Below are 14947 nucleotides of genomic sequence, written 5' to 3'. Positions count from 1 at the left end.
CGGTAGCGGCCGCCGGCCATCCTCCGGGGACTGTCCGCGAGGATGGTGGATGACCGGCTTGCCGCTACCGTGTTTTACTTTTTTCTTTTCCCGAATTCCCGAGCCCGGCGCATCTCGATGTGCCGGGCTCTTTTGTTTTCCGCCCAAGTAAAATGCTTCGATGGCACGCGCTCTCGAAGGTCTCGGCTTGGCTTCCGCACAAAAGGGTTTTCTGCTGACTCGTCACTGGCGCGACACCGCGGCCGGGACGGAAGTCGATTTCTGGCTCGCCACCGACGACGGTCCGAAAAAAATCCGCATCGCGCTGCAGACGAGCGTCGCGTTCATTCGCGCGGAAGATCGCGCGAAGGCCGAACCGGTCGTCGCCGGTGTGCGGGACGCGTATCTGCGCGAGCTGCCGCTCAAGGATTTTCGCCAGAAGCCCGTGCTCGGCCTTTATTGCCCGCAATATCGCCAGTTGCTCGCGCTCGAGAAGAACCTGCGAAGCGCGGGCGTCGATGTCTTCGAAGCCGATATCCGTCCGCATGAGCGCTATCTGATGGAGCGCTTCATCACGGCGCCGGTGTCGTTCGATGGCGTCGCTGGCGACGGTTACATTTCCAGCGAACTGAAGCCCGCGCCAGATTACCGGCCATCGCTGAAAGTCGTGTCGCTCGATATCGAAACGAGCGTGAAAGGCGATCTCTATTCGATTGCGCTCGAAGGCTGCGGCGCGCGTCAGGTCTACATGCTCGGTTCGCCGAATGGCGCAGAAGAGCAAGCCGATTTCGCGCTCGATTATTGCGAAAGCCGCGCCGACATGCTGCGTCGTTTCAACGCGTGGATCGCGCACTACGATCCAGACGCGATCATCGGCTGGAATGTCGTGCAGTTCGACCTGCGCATCCTCCAGCGACACGCCGACGACTACGGCGTGCCCCTCACGCTCGGCCGCGACGGCAGCGCGGTCGAATGGCGCGAGCATGGCATGAAGCGCAATCACTTCTTCATCTCGATCGCAGGAAGGCTCGTGATCGACGGCATCGAGGCGCTGCGCTCCGCGACGTGGAACTTTCCGTCGTTCAGCCTGGAATACGTCGCGCAGTCGCTGCTGGGCGAAGGCAAGGCGATCGACAGTCCATACGCGCGCATGGACGAGATCGAGCGGCGCTTTCAGGAAGACAAGCCCGCGCTCGCACGTTACAACCTGAACGACTGCGAACTCGTCACGAAAGTCTTCGAGAAGACCGAACTGCTGTCGTTTCTGCTCGAACGTGCGACCGTCACCGGATTGCAGGCCGATCGCAGCGGCGGCTCGGTCGCGGCGTTCACGCATCTTTATATGCCGCGGATGCATCGGCTCGGCTATGTCGCGCCGAATCTCGGCGACGTGCCCGAGGAAGCGAGCCCCGGCGGCTTCGTGATGGACTCGCGCCCCGGCCTCTACGATTCCGTGCTGGTGCTCGACTACAAGAGCCTGTATCCGTCGATTATCCGCACGTTTCTGATCGATCCGGCCGGGCTCGCGCAAGGCATGGCCACGCAGGACGATGCCGACACCGTGCCGGGTTTTCGCGGCGCCCGCTTTTCACGCGACACGCACTGCCTGCCCGCGATCGTCGCGCAAGTGTGGGAAGGACGCGAGGCGGCGAAGCGCCAGCACAACAAGCCGCTGTCGCAGGCGCTGAAGATCATCATGAACTCGTTCTACGGCGTGCTGGGATCGAGCGGCTGCCGCTTCTTCGATCCGCGTCTCGCATCGTCGATCACGATGCGCGGTCATGAAATCATGCATCGCACGCGCGAGCTGATCGAAGCGCGCGGATACAGCGTGATTTACGGCGACACCGATTCGACCTTCGTGTGGCTGCGGCGCGCGCGCGATGAAGAAGATGCGGCGCGCATCGGCCGCGCGCTCGTCGCGCATGTGAACGAATACTGGCGCGAGCATCTGCGCGAGACGTTCAAACTCGACAGCGCACTCGAACTGCAATTCGAAACGCATTTCAAACGCTTCCTGATGCCGACGATTCGCGGCACGGAAGAGGGCAGCAAGAAACGTTACGCAGGACTGACGACGCGCGCTGACGGTAGCGAGGAAATCATCTACAAAGGGCTCGAAACGGTGCGCACCGACTGGACGCCGCTCGCGCAGCGGTTCCAGCGCGAGCTTTATATGCGCGTCTTCAAGGGCGAGACGTATGAGGCGTACGTGCGCGATTACGTCGGCAGCACGCGGCGCGGCGAACTCGACGAACTGCTCGTGTATCGCAAGCGGCTACGTCGCACGCTCGGCGACTATCAGCGCAACGTGCCGCCGCACGTGCGCGCCGCGCGCATCGCCGATGAATACAACGCGCGCGCCGGCCGCCCGCTGCAATATCAGAACGGCGGCTGGATCAGCTATGTGATGACGACGGCCGGTCCCGAACCGGTGGAAGCGCGGCACGCGCCGATCGATTACGAGCACTACGTGAGCAAACAGCTTCAGCCGGTCGCGGACGGCATCCTGCCGTTCCTGCGCGACGACTTCACCGCGCTGATGTCCGGCCAGAAAGAGCTGTTCTAGGCTAAAAACGCACGCCGAAACCTGCCTCGATGATGTCCGCATCGCGGTCATAACGCGTGACCATGCGGTTCCACGTCACGCGCGCGAGCCATCGATTCGTGAGCCGGTAACTCGCCGATACCGAGACAAGGCCCGAGAAGCGGCCGTCGCCGGTACGGTTTTGCGGGAGGTCGTCGTTTTGCGTGATCGACAGATAGGGTCCCGCGCCGACGCCGAGCGTGAGTCTGTCGTCGAAGAACGCGCGTGTCGCCCAAATCTGCGCGGCGAGGCCGTCGCGACGCGACTGCACATGCCCGCCTTCGTGCAGATACGATGCGGTGAAATCGATGTAATGCCACAGTCCGCGCCGATACTCGATGCTTTCCGCCAGATTCGTTTCAGAGTCGAGGCTGTTCAGGATCGTCGTGCCGAGCATCACGGTGACTTCGTTGTTCGTGACGTTCGTCGTGCGCGATACGGGGCGCGCGCGCGATCCGCGTCCTTCGGGCGCGTCGAGCTGATAGCCGATGCCGAAGAGCAGCGCGGTCGTGTCGGGGCCGCCGAACGCCTGCACGCGATTGAGCTTCATCTCCGCGATCCAGCGGTTGTCGAAGTAATACGCCGCGCGCAGCGTGAACATGCCGCCCCAGCCGTGCGTGTTCGAATATTCGCCGCCGGCCTGCGCCTGGCTGGTATCGAAATAGCGATACGGTCCCGCGCCCGCCGACAATTCCAGCCGGTCGTTCCAGAGCGGCAGGCGTCCCCAGATCTGCACGGACTGCCCGTCGCGGTGATGATCGGGGATATGGCCTTCGTTCAGCCACGAAAAACTCCAGGCGGCATAGCGCCCGAGTCCTTCGCGATAGTTCGCTTCCCAGGAATAGGTGTTCTGGCTGCTGCTTTTGAGCGGGCCGGCGAGGAAGGAAAATTCCTGGGCGTGCGCCACTTTTGTCACGATGGCGAGTGCCGCGCAGGCGATCATCCACGCGGCGGTTCGGCAAGGTCGAGCTTTCCTGGAGGGTGTCATCGGCGAGGTCGGATTCGCAAGTCCGGCAACTTTCGTATGGGCCTGTTCGAGCAGAATACAGACATAAGAAGATTCGCGCAGAAATCTGAGTCATTCCTGTTTACGCCGAGGCCGGAGTCAAACGTTTGCGCGCTTGCCGCGACGGACAATCGCTCGGCCTACGTTCGCAGCCACTCACACGCGGGGTTACGTCTTTCGTCCAGCTTGCGTAGATTGATTTCATTCCAGTGAAATCGAGCAAGCGAGGTCAGTGATGGACTCCACTCCAATCGAATATCGAGGCTGTGAGCTTTCGGTCATCGTCCGGCACGTGTCCGGCCAATTCGCGGCGACGCTCTTGATCGAGCGGCCCGGCGGCGTGCGGCGCGCGATCGGACCGCTTCGCTCGTTTCCGACGGCGCAGGCCGCCGCGAACTACGCGATCGAATGCGGCAAGGCGGAACTCGACGGCCGCCTGACGGGCCGCGAGCCGCGCGTCGCGGTATCGGGTTGAAGGCGTCGCGCCTGGGATTTGGAACGATCGCGCTGCTGATGCTCGCGCCGCTTCTTTCGTCCTGTACGACGCTGATCCACGAAACATGCGCGACGGGCGAGCAGCGCGTCGTGAACGACCTCGTCTATTTCGGCACCGCAAAGCCGGTGGATTTCGTCACGCCCGCGGAATTCGACGACTTCCTGCGCACCGAAGTCACGCCGCGCTTTCCGCAAGGCTTCACGACATGGCGCGCGAGCGGGCAATGGCGCGCGGCGGATGGCTCGATGGTGCATGAGCCGACCTGGGTGCTGAGCCTCGCCCATCCTGACGACGAAGCGAGCGACACGGCCATCGGCGAAATTCGCGAACACTATCGCGCGCGCTTCGAGCAGGAATCGACGCTGCGCGTGCGGCACACGGCCTGCGCGTCTTTCTAGTCCGGTTTCGCGCCACGCGGCACCTCTGCGTTTCCGCAAAAACTTCTCAAAAATCGGCCGATTCCTAGCGTCGATCATCGTGGCTGCATCAATAATTTACAAATCCACGGACGAGGCCCGATATGCTCCGACGCTTCATGCGGGCGGACGGCCTGCATGCTTTTCGCCGATTTCCATCTTTTCGATTGTCAAACCGCTATGGTGACTCTGGTCAGCTATTTCTCCGATCGCAACGCAACGTCATCGCGCGACAACCACGATGAATATTGTCGCCGCATGAATGTGAGGCATCGCTTCGAGGCGATGTCGGCCTGCGTCGATTCGATCGAGTTGCGCACGCTCTACAAGTACCAGCTCGTAAGCGACATGTTGCGGGAAGCCGAAGAGGGCGAGCTGGTCATCTTTGCGACGGAAAACGCGCTGTTCGTCCGCTTTCACGACTTCGAACCGATCATGGCCGGCCGCGACGTGCTCCTGACCAAAGGACATTTCGGCGTCAACACCGAAATGTTCGTGCTGAGAAACACTGAAGAGAACCGGCGCATCGCGCGAGGATTCGCGGCGCGATGCCGCCAATACTACGATTACGGCGATTTCGTCACCGAGGAAGCTTTGCTCGACGATCTGCCGACCGTGCCTGACTGGGATGATCTGAACGGCGTGGTGCCGATCGCATCGATGTGGTCGAGCCAGCATCCGGATTTGCAGGGCAGGGAAGTCATCGCCGTCTCGCTCGTTTATACGCCGCGTCTTTACAGCAAGTGCGGCCCGCTGTGGCGCGCGATGTTCGCGCGCCATCTGAATGCGTGCCACGCGTCGGGCGAACTGCGCGTGTTCGAAAGCGCGGCGCCGCTGTCGAGCGATTCGAACGAGCCGCTTTCCACTTATCAGCCGGGACGCTCCATCGCGGTCGTGATGCTCTACACGCCCAACATCGCGAGCTATGCGCGTTACGGCGAAGCGAGTCTGCGCGCCTATTGCGAGCGGCATGGCTATACGCTGTATGTGCATCGCGACGTGCCGCCGGACTTCGGGCGCGACGCTTGTGGCAACTGGGCCAAGCCGTTCCTGCTCCAGAAGTATCTGCCGCAGCACGACTGGGTCTTCTGGATGGACGCGGACATCATCGCGATGAATCAGACGGTGAAGCTCGAGAAGTTCATCGAAGGACGCGAGCGCTTACTGACCGCGGACATTTGCGGCTGGCGTTTCAACTCGGGCGTGATGGGCTTTCGCAACACGGAAGAAAACGCCCGCGCACTCGATGACGTGCTCGCGAAGGTGCGTGAGATGGAGGACGTCAAGTACACGTTCTCGAGTCAGGGCGACCAGTATGTCTTCATGGAGCAACTCATCGCGCACGGCCTGTGCCCCGACATGGACTCGCCCGAACTCGTAAGTTTCAGGGAGCTCAACACGCCGTGGTACTACGCGGACCCGAGCACGTTCCTGTGCCATTTCCACGGCCTGAGCACCGAGATGCGGACCTTGTATATGTCGATGAACGCCGTGCCGGAAGGCGGTTTCGAGGCTATCGAACGAGAAGCGCCGCGCGCGGCTTACGGCGCCACGCCGCGCACGCAGATACTGATTCGCACGCCGGCGTGATGTTCGGCTTACGCGCCGGCCATCTTCCTCATGAGACGCGCGCGCGGGTCCACCGCTTCCTGTAGCGCCGGCTCCGGCGCGAGATCCCATGCAAAGCCGCGTGCACGGACGCGGCGCGTCGGCTTGACGTTCTGACGCCGGCGCACCAGCGAGCGCACGGCGCGAGCGAGCGCGAGGTCGATTGCTCCGCGCCAGTCGCGCGCGATCGACGTCGCCACGACCTTGTTCTCCCGATTCAACTGCACTTCCACCTGACAGCGCTTATCGACGCCGCCGCGCGGCCCGTTGATGTCGGACAAGCTGACAGTCGCCTTCGAGATCAGCCATGCTAGGCGTCGAAAAACGAATTCGCTGCGCGCCTTCGCGAGTTCGTGCATCGCAATGGCTTCGGGATCGCGGGACTTGAACAGGACTTTCATTGACGCCTCCTCGTTGAACATGGGATCAGCGTAAGGCGCGAGCGCGTTGCGAAAAAGCAGAAGGAACGGAACACGAACTTCGAAAAAACCGAAGTTACGCTCCCGCGCGCGCAAGCACTTGCTGCGTCAACGGATGATGCCGCCCGCGCCGCGAAATGATCGCGTGGACTTCCTCCTTCACGTCGGGCGAGCGGCCGAGCCAGCGCAGGCCGCGCAACAGCGGCGCATCGCCCGCGCCGAATTCCGCGAGCGGAAACACGCCCAGGCCGCGCGCGCCGAACACCGCCATCAATGCACTATCTTCAAACTCGCCGACGATGCGCGGCGCGATGCCCTGCGTCTCCAGCCACCGATCGAGCCGCGCGCGCAGCGACGAATGGCCGGTGGGCAGGAGAATGGGCAGCGAGGCGAGGCTCTCCGGAAAGTGATCGATCGCGCTCTTGCGCACGATGGAAGCCGGCCCGTACCAATCGACCGGCGACGCGATGAGGCGCTCGCTCGTAAGCCGCAGATTGTGGTTGTGCGGCGCGGGATGGCTCGCGAGCACCAGATCCAGCCGATGCAGCGCCAGTTCGGCGAGCAGTTCGTCCGTTTCGCCTTCGTGACAGAGCAAACGCAACGAAGGATTGGCGAGCACCGGCGAAAGCAGCGCATGCGCGGCGAGCTTCGAGATGCCGTCCGACAGCCCGACGGCGAGACGCGCGAGCGTACCGCTCGCCGCTTCCCGCACTTCATCCTGGATCATCTGCCCGAGCTGAAAGATTTCCTCGGCGCGCGCGAATGCGGCCTGTCCCGCTTCGGTCATGGTGACGCCGCGTCCCGCCGGTTTGAGCAGTTGATGCCCGAGCGATTTTTCCAGCTCGCGCACTTGCGCGCTGATGGTCTGCACGGCCATGTCGAGCCGCTCCGCCGCGCGTGCGAACCCGCCTTCCTTCACAACGACCCAGAAGTAATGCAAATGTCGATAGTTGAGCATGCGTCGCGCGTCCTCGCAGTTCCGGTGATGATCCGATACTTCGAAAAACCCGAAGTTTGATTTCGATTATCGCTGATTTTTTCGATTGCGAGAAACGACGATCATGGCGCGATACATCCAGTCAATCGAACCTTCCCGCGCTCATGGAATATCTACTCTCGCTCGCCGCCGATCCCGCCGTGTGGGCCGCACTCGTCACGCTGATCGTGATGGAAGTCGTGCTCGGCATCGACAATCTCGTCTTCATTTCGATACTCAGCAACAAACTGCCCGTCGCCCAACGTGCGCGCACGCAGCGCATCGGCATCATGCTTGCGCTCGTGATGCGGCTCGCGCTGCTCGGCACGGTCGCGTGGATCGCGCAACTGACCACGCCGGTCTTCTCCGTGTTCGATCATGCGTTCTCGTGGCGCGACCTCATCCTGCTCGCGGGCGGTCTGTTCCTCGTCTGGAAGGCGACCAAGGAGATGCACCATCACGTCGGAAAGAATCACGACGAAGCCGCCGGTGTCGCGTCGAGTCTCGGCAGCATCACGGCGTGGTCGGCGATCGTCCAGATCCTGCTGCTCGACCTCGTGTTTTCTGTCGACAGCATCATTACGGCGGTCGGGATGACCGAGCATCTGCCGATCATGTTCATCGCCGTCATTTTCGCGGTCGCGACAATGCTGTTCGCCGCTCAACCGCTCTCGCGCTTCATCGAGCGTAATCCGACGGTCGTGACGCTCGCGCTCTCGTTCCTGCTCGTGATCGCGATGACGCTGATCGCCGAAGGTTTCGGAACGCACGTGCCGAAGGGATACATCTATGCGGCGATGGGCTTCGCGGGATTCGTCGAAGGCCTGAATCTGCTTGCGCGGCGCGTGAAGGGCAAGCCGGACGCGAATGTGCAGACGGAAAACCGCGCGCGTCTGGATGGCGTGTCCGGATGACCTTCGAACGGGGCGCGCGGCGCTTATCCACAGCTTTGGTGCACAAGGCTGTGGACAAACGGGGGAGCCGCGCGCTATCAGCCTGATGCGGCTGAAGAAATCCGTAATGCTCCCGCGATGAAACGACCATCCGCGCAGCTTCGACCCGACTGTGCGCCGGCTCGCAGTTCACGCACGTCCGATCGGGAATTCCGCTTGCTTCTCGCACGGCAAGTGACTACGTTATGCGATAGCGAACGCCTGATTTCTTTCGGTTCCCGAAATATCCACCGATGAAATTGCGCTTCGCGCACCGCGATCAATCGTCGGCAGAAAAGAAACGATAAGACAAGAACAACGGTCGCCCCGATTGATCAGACGCCTCGGAATGCAGGCCACAGGAGGGACGAATGAGCCCGCATTGGGAGATCGGCACGGCGAGCGTCGGGTTCGAGCCCATCGCGCCGCAAGCGCTCGCATCCGTCTCGCGCATCGATCCATATATCGTGTGGGCTAACGCAACGCATTATCGCGACCTCGGCGGCACGCCGCGCGGCCGCGTGCCGATCGCCATCGAGATGAAGCAGGGCGGCGATACCGCGCAGCAATTCGCGCAGACCATCGAGCGTAACGGCTGGCAGGAGTGGATCTGGATGTCGGCGCTCTATCGCGATCCGCCCGCCGCGCTGGAGGCGACGCGCTTCTGCACCGCTCACGTGACGCGCGAGTTCTACGCGCATCTGAACACCGACCTCGCGGGCAAATTCGAACGCTTCACGGAAGCGCTCGTGATCACGTCGCATGTCGATGCGGCCGTGGAACAGGTAGCAGCCGAGCATGCGCCGATGCGCGAAGGGCTTGGTAACGCGATCGTCGGCGTATGCGATGAAGATATCGCGTTCACGCACGCGCGTTTCTCCGAGGACGTCACCGGCACGCGCACACGCTTTCAATGCTTCTGGAATCAGAACGATGCGGCCGAACCGGCAGCCGGTCTCGGCTACGGAAGCGAGCTGCTCAAACATCAGATGGACGCGATGCTGAACGATGCGCGTCTTCATGCCGAAACGGCGCAGACGGCCGGCGGCGCACGTGTCTACGGTTTCGCGCATGATGGCCCGGCGGCCGCCGAGCTTGCGGGGCGTTATCCTTCGCGCGCATTGCGGCGCACCGCTTCCGCAGACGACGACGGCAGCCGCGACGCGCCCCTGCCGATGATCGGCGTGAAGCTCAAGAGACGTTGCCGCACGATGCGCGACGCGTTCGGCCCGTGTCCCGATGCCGAAGTGCTCGACGCCGTCCGCTACGTCGTGCAGCGCGCGCAGGACATCGGCGGGGCGGGCTGTCATGCGCTCGTCAGCCTGAATGCCGGAAATGTCGCGTGGCAGCAGGACGGCAGTTCGCTCATCGAAAGCGCGCTCGACGAATTGATGGACACCGGCGCCTGCTCCGTCGTGCTTCCATCGGGCAACGTCGATTTGTCGCACTGCCGCGGGGCGCTGACGATCGCGGATCGCGCGGAGTCGGCGTTGCGCTGGCCCGTGCGCGCGCATTCCGCATCGCCGAGTCTCGCGGAAATCTGGTGCTCGAGCGATGCGGGCGCTCCCGCCGTCGATGTGCAGATCGTGCCGCCCGAGGGAATCGCGAGCGCGTGGCTCACGCTCGGCGATATCGGCACATATACGCGTGGCGGCGATGCGATCTGCACCGTCGTGCATCTCGGCCGGGGCGCGCGCGGCGAAGGACACATGATCCTCGTCGCGCTCGCGCCGACCGCCGCACGCAGCGGCATGCGCCGCGCGGAGGCAGGCGAGTGGCTGATTCGCCTGAGGAACAACGCGCCCGCGACGGTCACCGCCTATGCGTGGATGCAGTGCGACGAATCGTTCGACGAGACGCCGCTCGTCGTTCCGTCGCATTCGCGCGATGACGGCAAGTAGCGCTCAACCGCGCGAATGGAGCGCGATGATCTCCTGAAGATCGAGGTCGTGCTCCAGCGAGTGCAGAAGCTCGTCGTGAATCTCACCCGCGCGATGCATGCGCAGCAACTCCGCGCGCCCGGCCGCGATCGCGGCGAGCACGACGTCGTAATGCGCGTGGCGCGCGTCGGTCGGGAATTCCTCCATGTCCTCGAAGCGCCTCGTAAGACCCGCGCGATACGAGTATTGCTCCAAGAGACGCGGATGGATCACATTGCCGTCCGCGTCGTGCACGAGCGGCTGAATCGCCTCCAGTTGCGCGGACTCCAGGCGCGCCCATGCCTGCGGCTCGGTGAGATGTCGCGATGAGCGCTCGTGGCCGCGCGTCAGCGAAAGCAGGGCGATGAGCGGGCCGATCGTCGCGCCCTGCAGCAGCACCGTGACGAGGATCACCGCGAAGCCGGCGAACAGGATGAGATCGCGGCCCGGCATCGTTTCGGGCAAGGAGAGCGCAACCGCGAGCGTCACCACGCCGCGCATGCCGGCCCAGCTCACGACGGTGGCCGCGCGCCAGTCGGGAACCGCGGCGCCGGCTTCGGGGCCGTTCCCGCGCTTGCGTCCGGTGACGGTCCACGCGATCCATTTCACCGCCTCGGCGCCGAACACCCACACGAAGCGCGACAGGATCACGACGGCGATCACCGCGGCAGTCGCGGGCCCGAGCAGCGAGAAAGCATCGCCGACGCCGCCGAGCCGCACCGCGATGCCCCGCAGCGACAAGCCGATCAGCACGAAGACGAGCGCTTCCAGCACGAACACGACGACCTGCCAGAAAGCCGTGCCGCGCATGCGCTGCGCCGCCGTGAACACTTCGTGCTGATGCCAGCCGACGACCATGCCGCACGTGACCGTCGCGATGACGCTCGACACGCCCAGTTCTTCGCCCGCGATATAGCTGACCCACGACGTCAACATCGACGTGGTGATGACGAGGTAATCGTCCTCCAGCGCGCGCATGATTTTGACGGCGATGAAGCCCGCGACGATCCCGACCACGACGCCGCCGATCGCCAGTCCCGCGAAGCTCGCTACGGCGCGCGGCGCGCTGAACACGCCGCTCATCGCGGCGACGAGCGCGAAGCGGAACAGCACGAGGCCCGCCGCATCGTTGAGCAGGCTTTCGCCTTCGAGCAGCACCATCAGACGACGCGGCAGCGCGACGCGTTCGAGCACGGCCTTGGCGGCGACAGCGTCGGGCGGCGAAACGACCGCGCCGAGCGCGAAACACGCGGCCCACGGCAGCTCGGGCACGACGAGATGCACCGCGATGCCGACGACGAGCGTCGTGAACGCCACAGCGCCGATCGCGAGCAGCAGGATGCCGCTCAGATTGCGCTTGAAGTCGTCCCACACGAAAAAGTACGCGCCGTACATCAGAAGCGGCGGCAGGAACACGATGAGCACGAGTTCCGGATCGAGCTCGATATGCGGCAGGCCCGGCACGAACGCCATCGCGACGCCGCCGACGAGCAATGCAGCCGCGGGCGGCAAGCGCAAGCGTTTGGCGAGCACTTCGAGCGCGATGATCGCGATCAGCGAGACGAGCACCAGATTGAATGCCGTGGCGGCGTGCATGAATTGTCCTCGGGTTGTGCGGTGAGTTCTTGCGCTGAAATGCGCGGCGGCCCACGCAGATGCCGCGCATCGCGCTGCTACGATCGACGCGGGGCCGGGCCGCGAGCCGGGGACATCGTATCTGAAAGGAAGGGAAAATGAGACGAAAGTCGTCAGGCGTGGCGGTGGCGGCGGTGCTGGTGGGCGTCGCCGTGGCAGCCGTGCTTTATATCGCGAGCTTCGGCAGGTCTCGCCACGCCGATGCCCCCGTGCCGACGCCCTCGGCGCTCGCCGCACAGGACGGCGCGGCGAGCGCGGCGGGTTTCGGGAACGCGCCGAAACAACCCGAAACCGTGCAGGGCGATCAAACCGCCGCACGCTGACACGCGGCGTCCAGTCTTTGTCGCAGGTATCGGAACCTGTCGCGCGCGACAGGAATATGCCTTGCTCGCCGTCTGACGATGCCAATGGAGGCACGTCGGGAGCAAATCGCGATGGGACACCATCCAGAGCAGGTTCCAGCCGCCGCGCTGCCCGTCGACGGGCGCGGCATGATCGGCAACATGAAGACGGCGGCGCTCGTGTCGCTGTGCGGCGCGATCGACTTCATGTGCTTTCCCCGCATCGACTCGCCGACGCTCTTCGCCGGGCTGCTCGATAGCGAACGCGGCGGCGCTTTTTCGATCACGCCGCGCACGCCTCATGCGAACCGCCGCGCCAACGTCAAGCAGATGTATCTGCCCGAAACGAATGTGCTCCTCACGCGTTTCATGACCGACGAAGGCGTGTGCGAACTGCTCGATCTGATGCCGGTCGCATCGACTGCAGCCCGCGCCGATGAAGTGCCGAACTGCGTGCTGCGCATCGTGCGCCTCGTGTACGGGCGCATGACGCTCGACGTGCGCTGCGATCCGCGTTTCGACTACGCGCGCGCGACGCACACGGCGCAGGCGGTGGAGAAGGGCGTCGATTTCATTCGCGCGGATGGCTCGCCGTCCGTGCGCCTGATCGCGAACGTGCCGCTCAAGATCGACGGGCAAAGCGCCTGCGCGACGCTGGATTTCGAGGCGGGCGACTGCGCGTGCTTCGCGCTCGGCGACGCGGAAGGGCTCGCCGATATCCAAGCGAATCACGATGCGATCCTCTCCGACACCATCGATTACTGGAAGGCGTGGTCGTCGCGCTCGACGTATCGCGGGCGCTATCGCGAAGTCGTGCTGCGCTCGGCGCTGACGCTCAAGCTCCTGAGTTCGGAGGAATTCGGCGCGATCGTCGCCGCGCCGACTTTCGGCCTGCCCGAGGCGCAGGACGGCTCGCGCCGCTGGGATTACCGCTTCACCTGGATACGCGACGCCGCGTTCTCCGTGTACGCCTTGCTGCGGCTCGGCTACACCGGCGAGGCGGAATGCTTCATGAAATGGATCGCCGAGCGCAGCCGCGATTGCAGCCTGCACGGCCAGTTGCGCGTGATGTACTCGGTCGATGGCGCCGACGCGCTCGCGGAAAGCCCATTGACGAGCCTCGTGGGTGACGTGCCGGGACGTGTCGTGGTCGGCAACGAGGCGCGCGATCAGATGCAGCTCGATGTCTACGGCGCGCTGCTCGATTCGGTCTACCTGTACAACAAGTACGGCGCGGCCATTTCCTACGAAGGCTGGCGGCACGTGACGCGCACGGTCGATTACGTCGTCGAGCACTGGCGCGAGCCCGACAACGGCATCTGGGAGTTCCGCAACGGCACGCGCGCGCTTCTGCATTCGCGTCTGATGTGCTGGGTGACGCTGGACCGCGCGGTGCGGCTCGCCGAGAAACGCTCGCTGCCCGCGCCGCTCGCGAACTGGTTCAAGACGCGCGACGAGATTCATCGCGACATCCACGAACAATTCTGGAACGACGACATCAGGAGTTTTGTGCAGACGCCGGGCTCGGCCACCCTCGACGCGTCCGCGCTGATGATGCCGCTCGTGCGCTTCATCGGCCCGAAGGATCCGCGCTGGATCGGCACGCTCGATGCGATCGGTCGCGACTTGCGCGTCGATCCGCTGATCTTCCGCTATACGCGCGGCTCCACGCTCGACGGCCTGCCCGGCACGGAAGGCAGCTTTTCCGCCTGCTCGTTCTGGTATGCGGAGGCGCTCGCGCGCGCGGGGCGCGTGGACGAAGGGCGGCTCGTCTTCGAGAAGATGCTCGCGTATGCGAATCACGTCGGCCTTTTCTCGGAGGAAGTGGCGACGAGCGGCGAGGCGCTCGGCAATTTTCCGCAGGCGCTCACGCATCTCGCGCTCATCAGCGCGGCGTACCAACTGGACCGGAATCTCGACCGCGTGCATGTTCCCTGGACCTGACCGATCTGCGTGTATCCTTTCAGCTCACTCTGAGCATGAACGGAGGACAGCCCGATGAACGGCAAGACGGTCATGGCGTGCATCGACGCGGCGCATGCGTCGCTCAAGGAACATGCCGACGAAATCGCCTCGCTCGATCAGGCGATCGGCGACGGCGATCACATCATCAACCTGCTGCGCGGCATGGATGCGCTCACCAGCTTGCGCGCGCAGATCGAAGCCGAAGCCTTCGCGCCCGCGCTAAAACTCGCGGCGACGAAGGTGCTGTCGACGGTCGGCGGCTCGTCCGGCCCGCTCTTCTTTTCGATGCTGACCGGCATGGCGAAAACATCCACCGACGATGCCGGCGTCGCCGGTTTCGCGCGCGCGTTCGCGGCGGGCGTCGACGCCGTCGGTCAGCGCGGCAAGACGGGCACCGGCAGCAAGACGATGATGGACGTGCTGATTCCCGTCGCCGAACGCTTCACCGCAATGGCCGATGCGCTCGCTTCGAAGCAGGACGTACTCGAAGAACTGCCGCGCATCGCGGAAGAAAACATGCTTGCGACGCGCGACATGCTCGCCACGAAGGGACGCGCGTCGTTTCTCGGCGAGCGCTCGCGCGGCCATATCGATCCGGGCGCGCGTTCGAGCCAGCTCATGATCGAAGCCGTCTGCGCGCGGCTTGCGCAAGGCGACGCCTGAACACA

The 14947-nt window shown here is 64.0% G+C and carries 13 protein-coding genes; 9 read left to right on the top strand and 4 right to left on the bottom strand.

All coding sequences use genetic code 11. From position 1 onward, the window contains the following. The first annotated feature begins 160 nt into the window (after positions 1-160). Positions 161-2548, top strand: a complete 2388-nt coding sequence (locus tag IAG25_RS19585) for a DNA polymerase II (protein WP_187606328.1) — start codon at positions 161-163, stop codon at positions 2546-2548. 1 nt (position 2549) lies between these two features. On the opposite strand, the gene IAG25_RS19580 is transcribed toward IAG25_RS19585, so the two are convergent. Then, complete coding sequence (locus tag IAG25_RS19580; RefSeq protein WP_187606327.1) at positions 2550-3554, bottom strand: hypothetical protein; 1005 nt, start codon at positions 3552-3554, stop codon at positions 2550-2552. Positions 3555-3807: 253 nt separating this feature from the next. Here IAG25_RS19580 and IAG25_RS19575 point away from each other — a divergent pair, with 253 nt between their 5' ends. From IAG25_RS19575 to IAG25_RS19565, 3 genes are all read left to right on the top strand, one after another. Then, positions 3808-4047 (top strand): hypothetical protein, encoded by a 240-nt coding sequence (locus IAG25_RS19575; RefSeq protein ID WP_187606326.1) that lies wholly within the window; start codon positions 3808-3810, stop codon positions 4045-4047. Then, complete coding sequence (locus IAG25_RS19570) at positions 4044-4466, top strand: DUF3574 domain-containing protein (protein WP_255503807.1); 423 nt, start codon at positions 4044-4046, stop codon at positions 4464-4466. The genes IAG25_RS19575 and IAG25_RS19570 overlap by 4 nt, the downstream gene beginning before the upstream one ends. Positions 4467-4742: 276 nt before the next feature. Beyond that, positions 4743-6074: a hypothetical protein gene (locus IAG25_RS19565; RefSeq protein ID WP_255503806.1), complete on the top strand. Its 1332-nt coding sequence runs from the start codon at positions 4743-4745 to the stop codon at positions 6072-6074. 8 nt (positions 6075-6082) lie between these two features. Here IAG25_RS19565 and IAG25_RS19560 read toward each other — a convergent pair whose 3' ends face one another. Continuing rightward, positions 6083-6493, bottom strand: coding sequence for an HPF/RaiA family ribosome-associated protein (locus IAG25_RS19560; RefSeq protein WP_187606323.1), 411 nt, complete (start codon positions 6491-6493; stop codon positions 6083-6085). A 94-nt stretch (positions 6494-6587) separates the two neighbouring features. After that, positions 6588-7469, bottom strand: coding sequence for a LysR family transcriptional regulator (locus IAG25_RS19555; RefSeq protein WP_035501922.1), 882 nt, complete (start codon positions 7467-7469; stop codon positions 6588-6590). Between the two features lie 143 nt (positions 7470-7612). Here IAG25_RS19555 and IAG25_RS19550 point away from each other — a divergent pair, with 143 nt between their 5' ends. Together IAG25_RS19550 and IAG25_RS19545 are read left to right on the top strand one after the other, a co-directional pair. Further along, a complete protein-coding gene (locus tag IAG25_RS19550; protein WP_187606322.1) occupies positions 7613-8401 on the top strand; it encodes a TerC family protein in 789 nt (262 codons plus the stop codon). Positions 8402-8790: 389 nt separating this feature from the next. After that, positions 8791-10320 (top strand): hypothetical protein, encoded by a 1530-nt coding sequence (locus tag IAG25_RS19545; RefSeq protein ID WP_187606321.1) that lies wholly within the window; start codon positions 8791-8793, stop codon positions 10318-10320. Between the two features lie 3 nt (positions 10321-10323). Here IAG25_RS19545 and IAG25_RS19540 read toward each other — a convergent pair whose 3' ends face one another. Then, positions 10324-11934 carry a Na+/H+ antiporter gene (locus IAG25_RS19540; RefSeq protein WP_187606320.1) on the bottom strand — a complete coding sequence of 537 codons (1611 nt, stop codon included), beginning with the start codon at positions 11932-11934 and terminating at the stop codon, positions 10324-10326. 137 nt (positions 11935-12071) lie between these two features. Here IAG25_RS19540 and IAG25_RS19535 point away from each other — a divergent pair, with 137 nt between their 5' ends. The 3 genes from IAG25_RS19535 to dhaL all read left to right on the top strand — a co-directional run bounded on the left by IAG25_RS19535 (position 12072) and on the right by dhaL (position 14942). Further along, entirely contained in the window at positions 12072-12296 is a 225-nt protein-coding gene (locus IAG25_RS19535) for a hypothetical protein (RefSeq protein WP_187606319.1), read from the top strand. A 111-nt stretch (positions 12297-12407) separates the two neighbouring features. Beyond that, positions 12408-14258: a glycoside hydrolase family 15 protein gene (locus IAG25_RS19530; protein ID WP_187606318.1), complete on the top strand. Its 1851-nt coding sequence runs from the start codon at positions 12408-12410 to the stop codon at positions 14256-14258. A gap of 54 nt (positions 14259-14312) precedes the next feature. Further along, positions 14313-14942: a dihydroxyacetone kinase subunit DhaL gene (gene dhaL / locus IAG25_RS19525; protein WP_187606317.1), complete on the top strand. Its 630-nt coding sequence runs from the start codon at positions 14313-14315 to the stop codon at positions 14940-14942. Positions 14943-14947 lie beyond the last annotated feature (5 nt).

Origin of the sequence: Caballeronia sp. EK, from assembly GCF_014384845.1 — a bacterium.
In the GTDB taxonomy this organism is placed as follows: domain Bacteria; phylum Pseudomonadota; class Gammaproteobacteria; order Burkholderiales; family Burkholderiaceae; genus Caballeronia; species Caballeronia jiangsuensis.
The sequence above is the reverse complement of the archived record's forward strand: the minus strand, read 5'-3'. Positions and strand labels throughout refer to the sequence as shown.

What these genes read in the sequence shown, in the direction of transcription:
- IAG25_RS19550 (WP_187606322.1), top strand. Translation starts at nt 7,613, where the DNA reads ATGGAATATCTACTCTCGCTCGCCGCCGATCCCGCCGTGTGGGCCGCA.
- IAG25_RS19535 (WP_187606319.1), top strand. Translation starts at nt 12,072, where the DNA reads ATGAGACGAAAGTCGTCAGGCGTGGCGGTGGCGGCGGTGCTGGTGGGC.
- IAG25_RS19555 (WP_035501922.1), bottom strand. Translation starts at nt 7,469, where the DNA reads ATGCTCAACTATCGACATTTGCATTACTTCTGGGTCGTTGTGAAGGAA.
- IAG25_RS19580 (WP_187606327.1), bottom strand. Translation starts at nt 3,554, where the DNA reads ATGACACCCTCCAGGAAAGCTCGACCTTGCCGAACCGCCGCGTGGATG.
- IAG25_RS19575 (WP_187606326.1), top strand. Translation starts at nt 3,808, where the DNA reads ATGGACTCCACTCCAATCGAATATCGAGGCTGTGAGCTTTCGGTCATC.
- IAG25_RS19530 (WP_187606318.1), top strand. Translation starts at nt 12,408, where the DNA reads ATGGGACACCATCCAGAGCAGGTTCCAGCCGCCGCGCTGCCCGTCGAC.
- IAG25_RS19585 (WP_187606328.1), top strand. Translation starts at nt 161, where the DNA reads ATGGCACGCGCTCTCGAAGGTCTCGGCTTGGCTTCCGCACAAAAGGGT.
- dhaL (WP_187606317.1), top strand. Translation starts at nt 14,313, where the DNA reads ATGAACGGCAAGACGGTCATGGCGTGCATCGACGCGGCGCATGCGTCG.
- IAG25_RS19545 (WP_187606321.1), top strand. Translation starts at nt 8,791, where the DNA reads ATGAGCCCGCATTGGGAGATCGGCACGGCGAGCGTCGGGTTCGAGCCC.
- IAG25_RS19565 (WP_255503806.1), top strand. Translation starts at nt 4,743, where the DNA reads ATGAATGTGAGGCATCGCTTCGAGGCGATGTCGGCCTGCGTCGATTCG.
- IAG25_RS19540 (WP_187606320.1), bottom strand. Translation starts at nt 11,934, where the DNA reads ATGCACGCCGCCACGGCATTCAATCTGGTGCTCGTCTCGCTGATCGCG.
- IAG25_RS19560 (WP_187606323.1), bottom strand. Translation starts at nt 6,493, where the DNA reads ATGAAAGTCCTGTTCAAGTCCCGCGATCCCGAAGCCATTGCGATGCAC.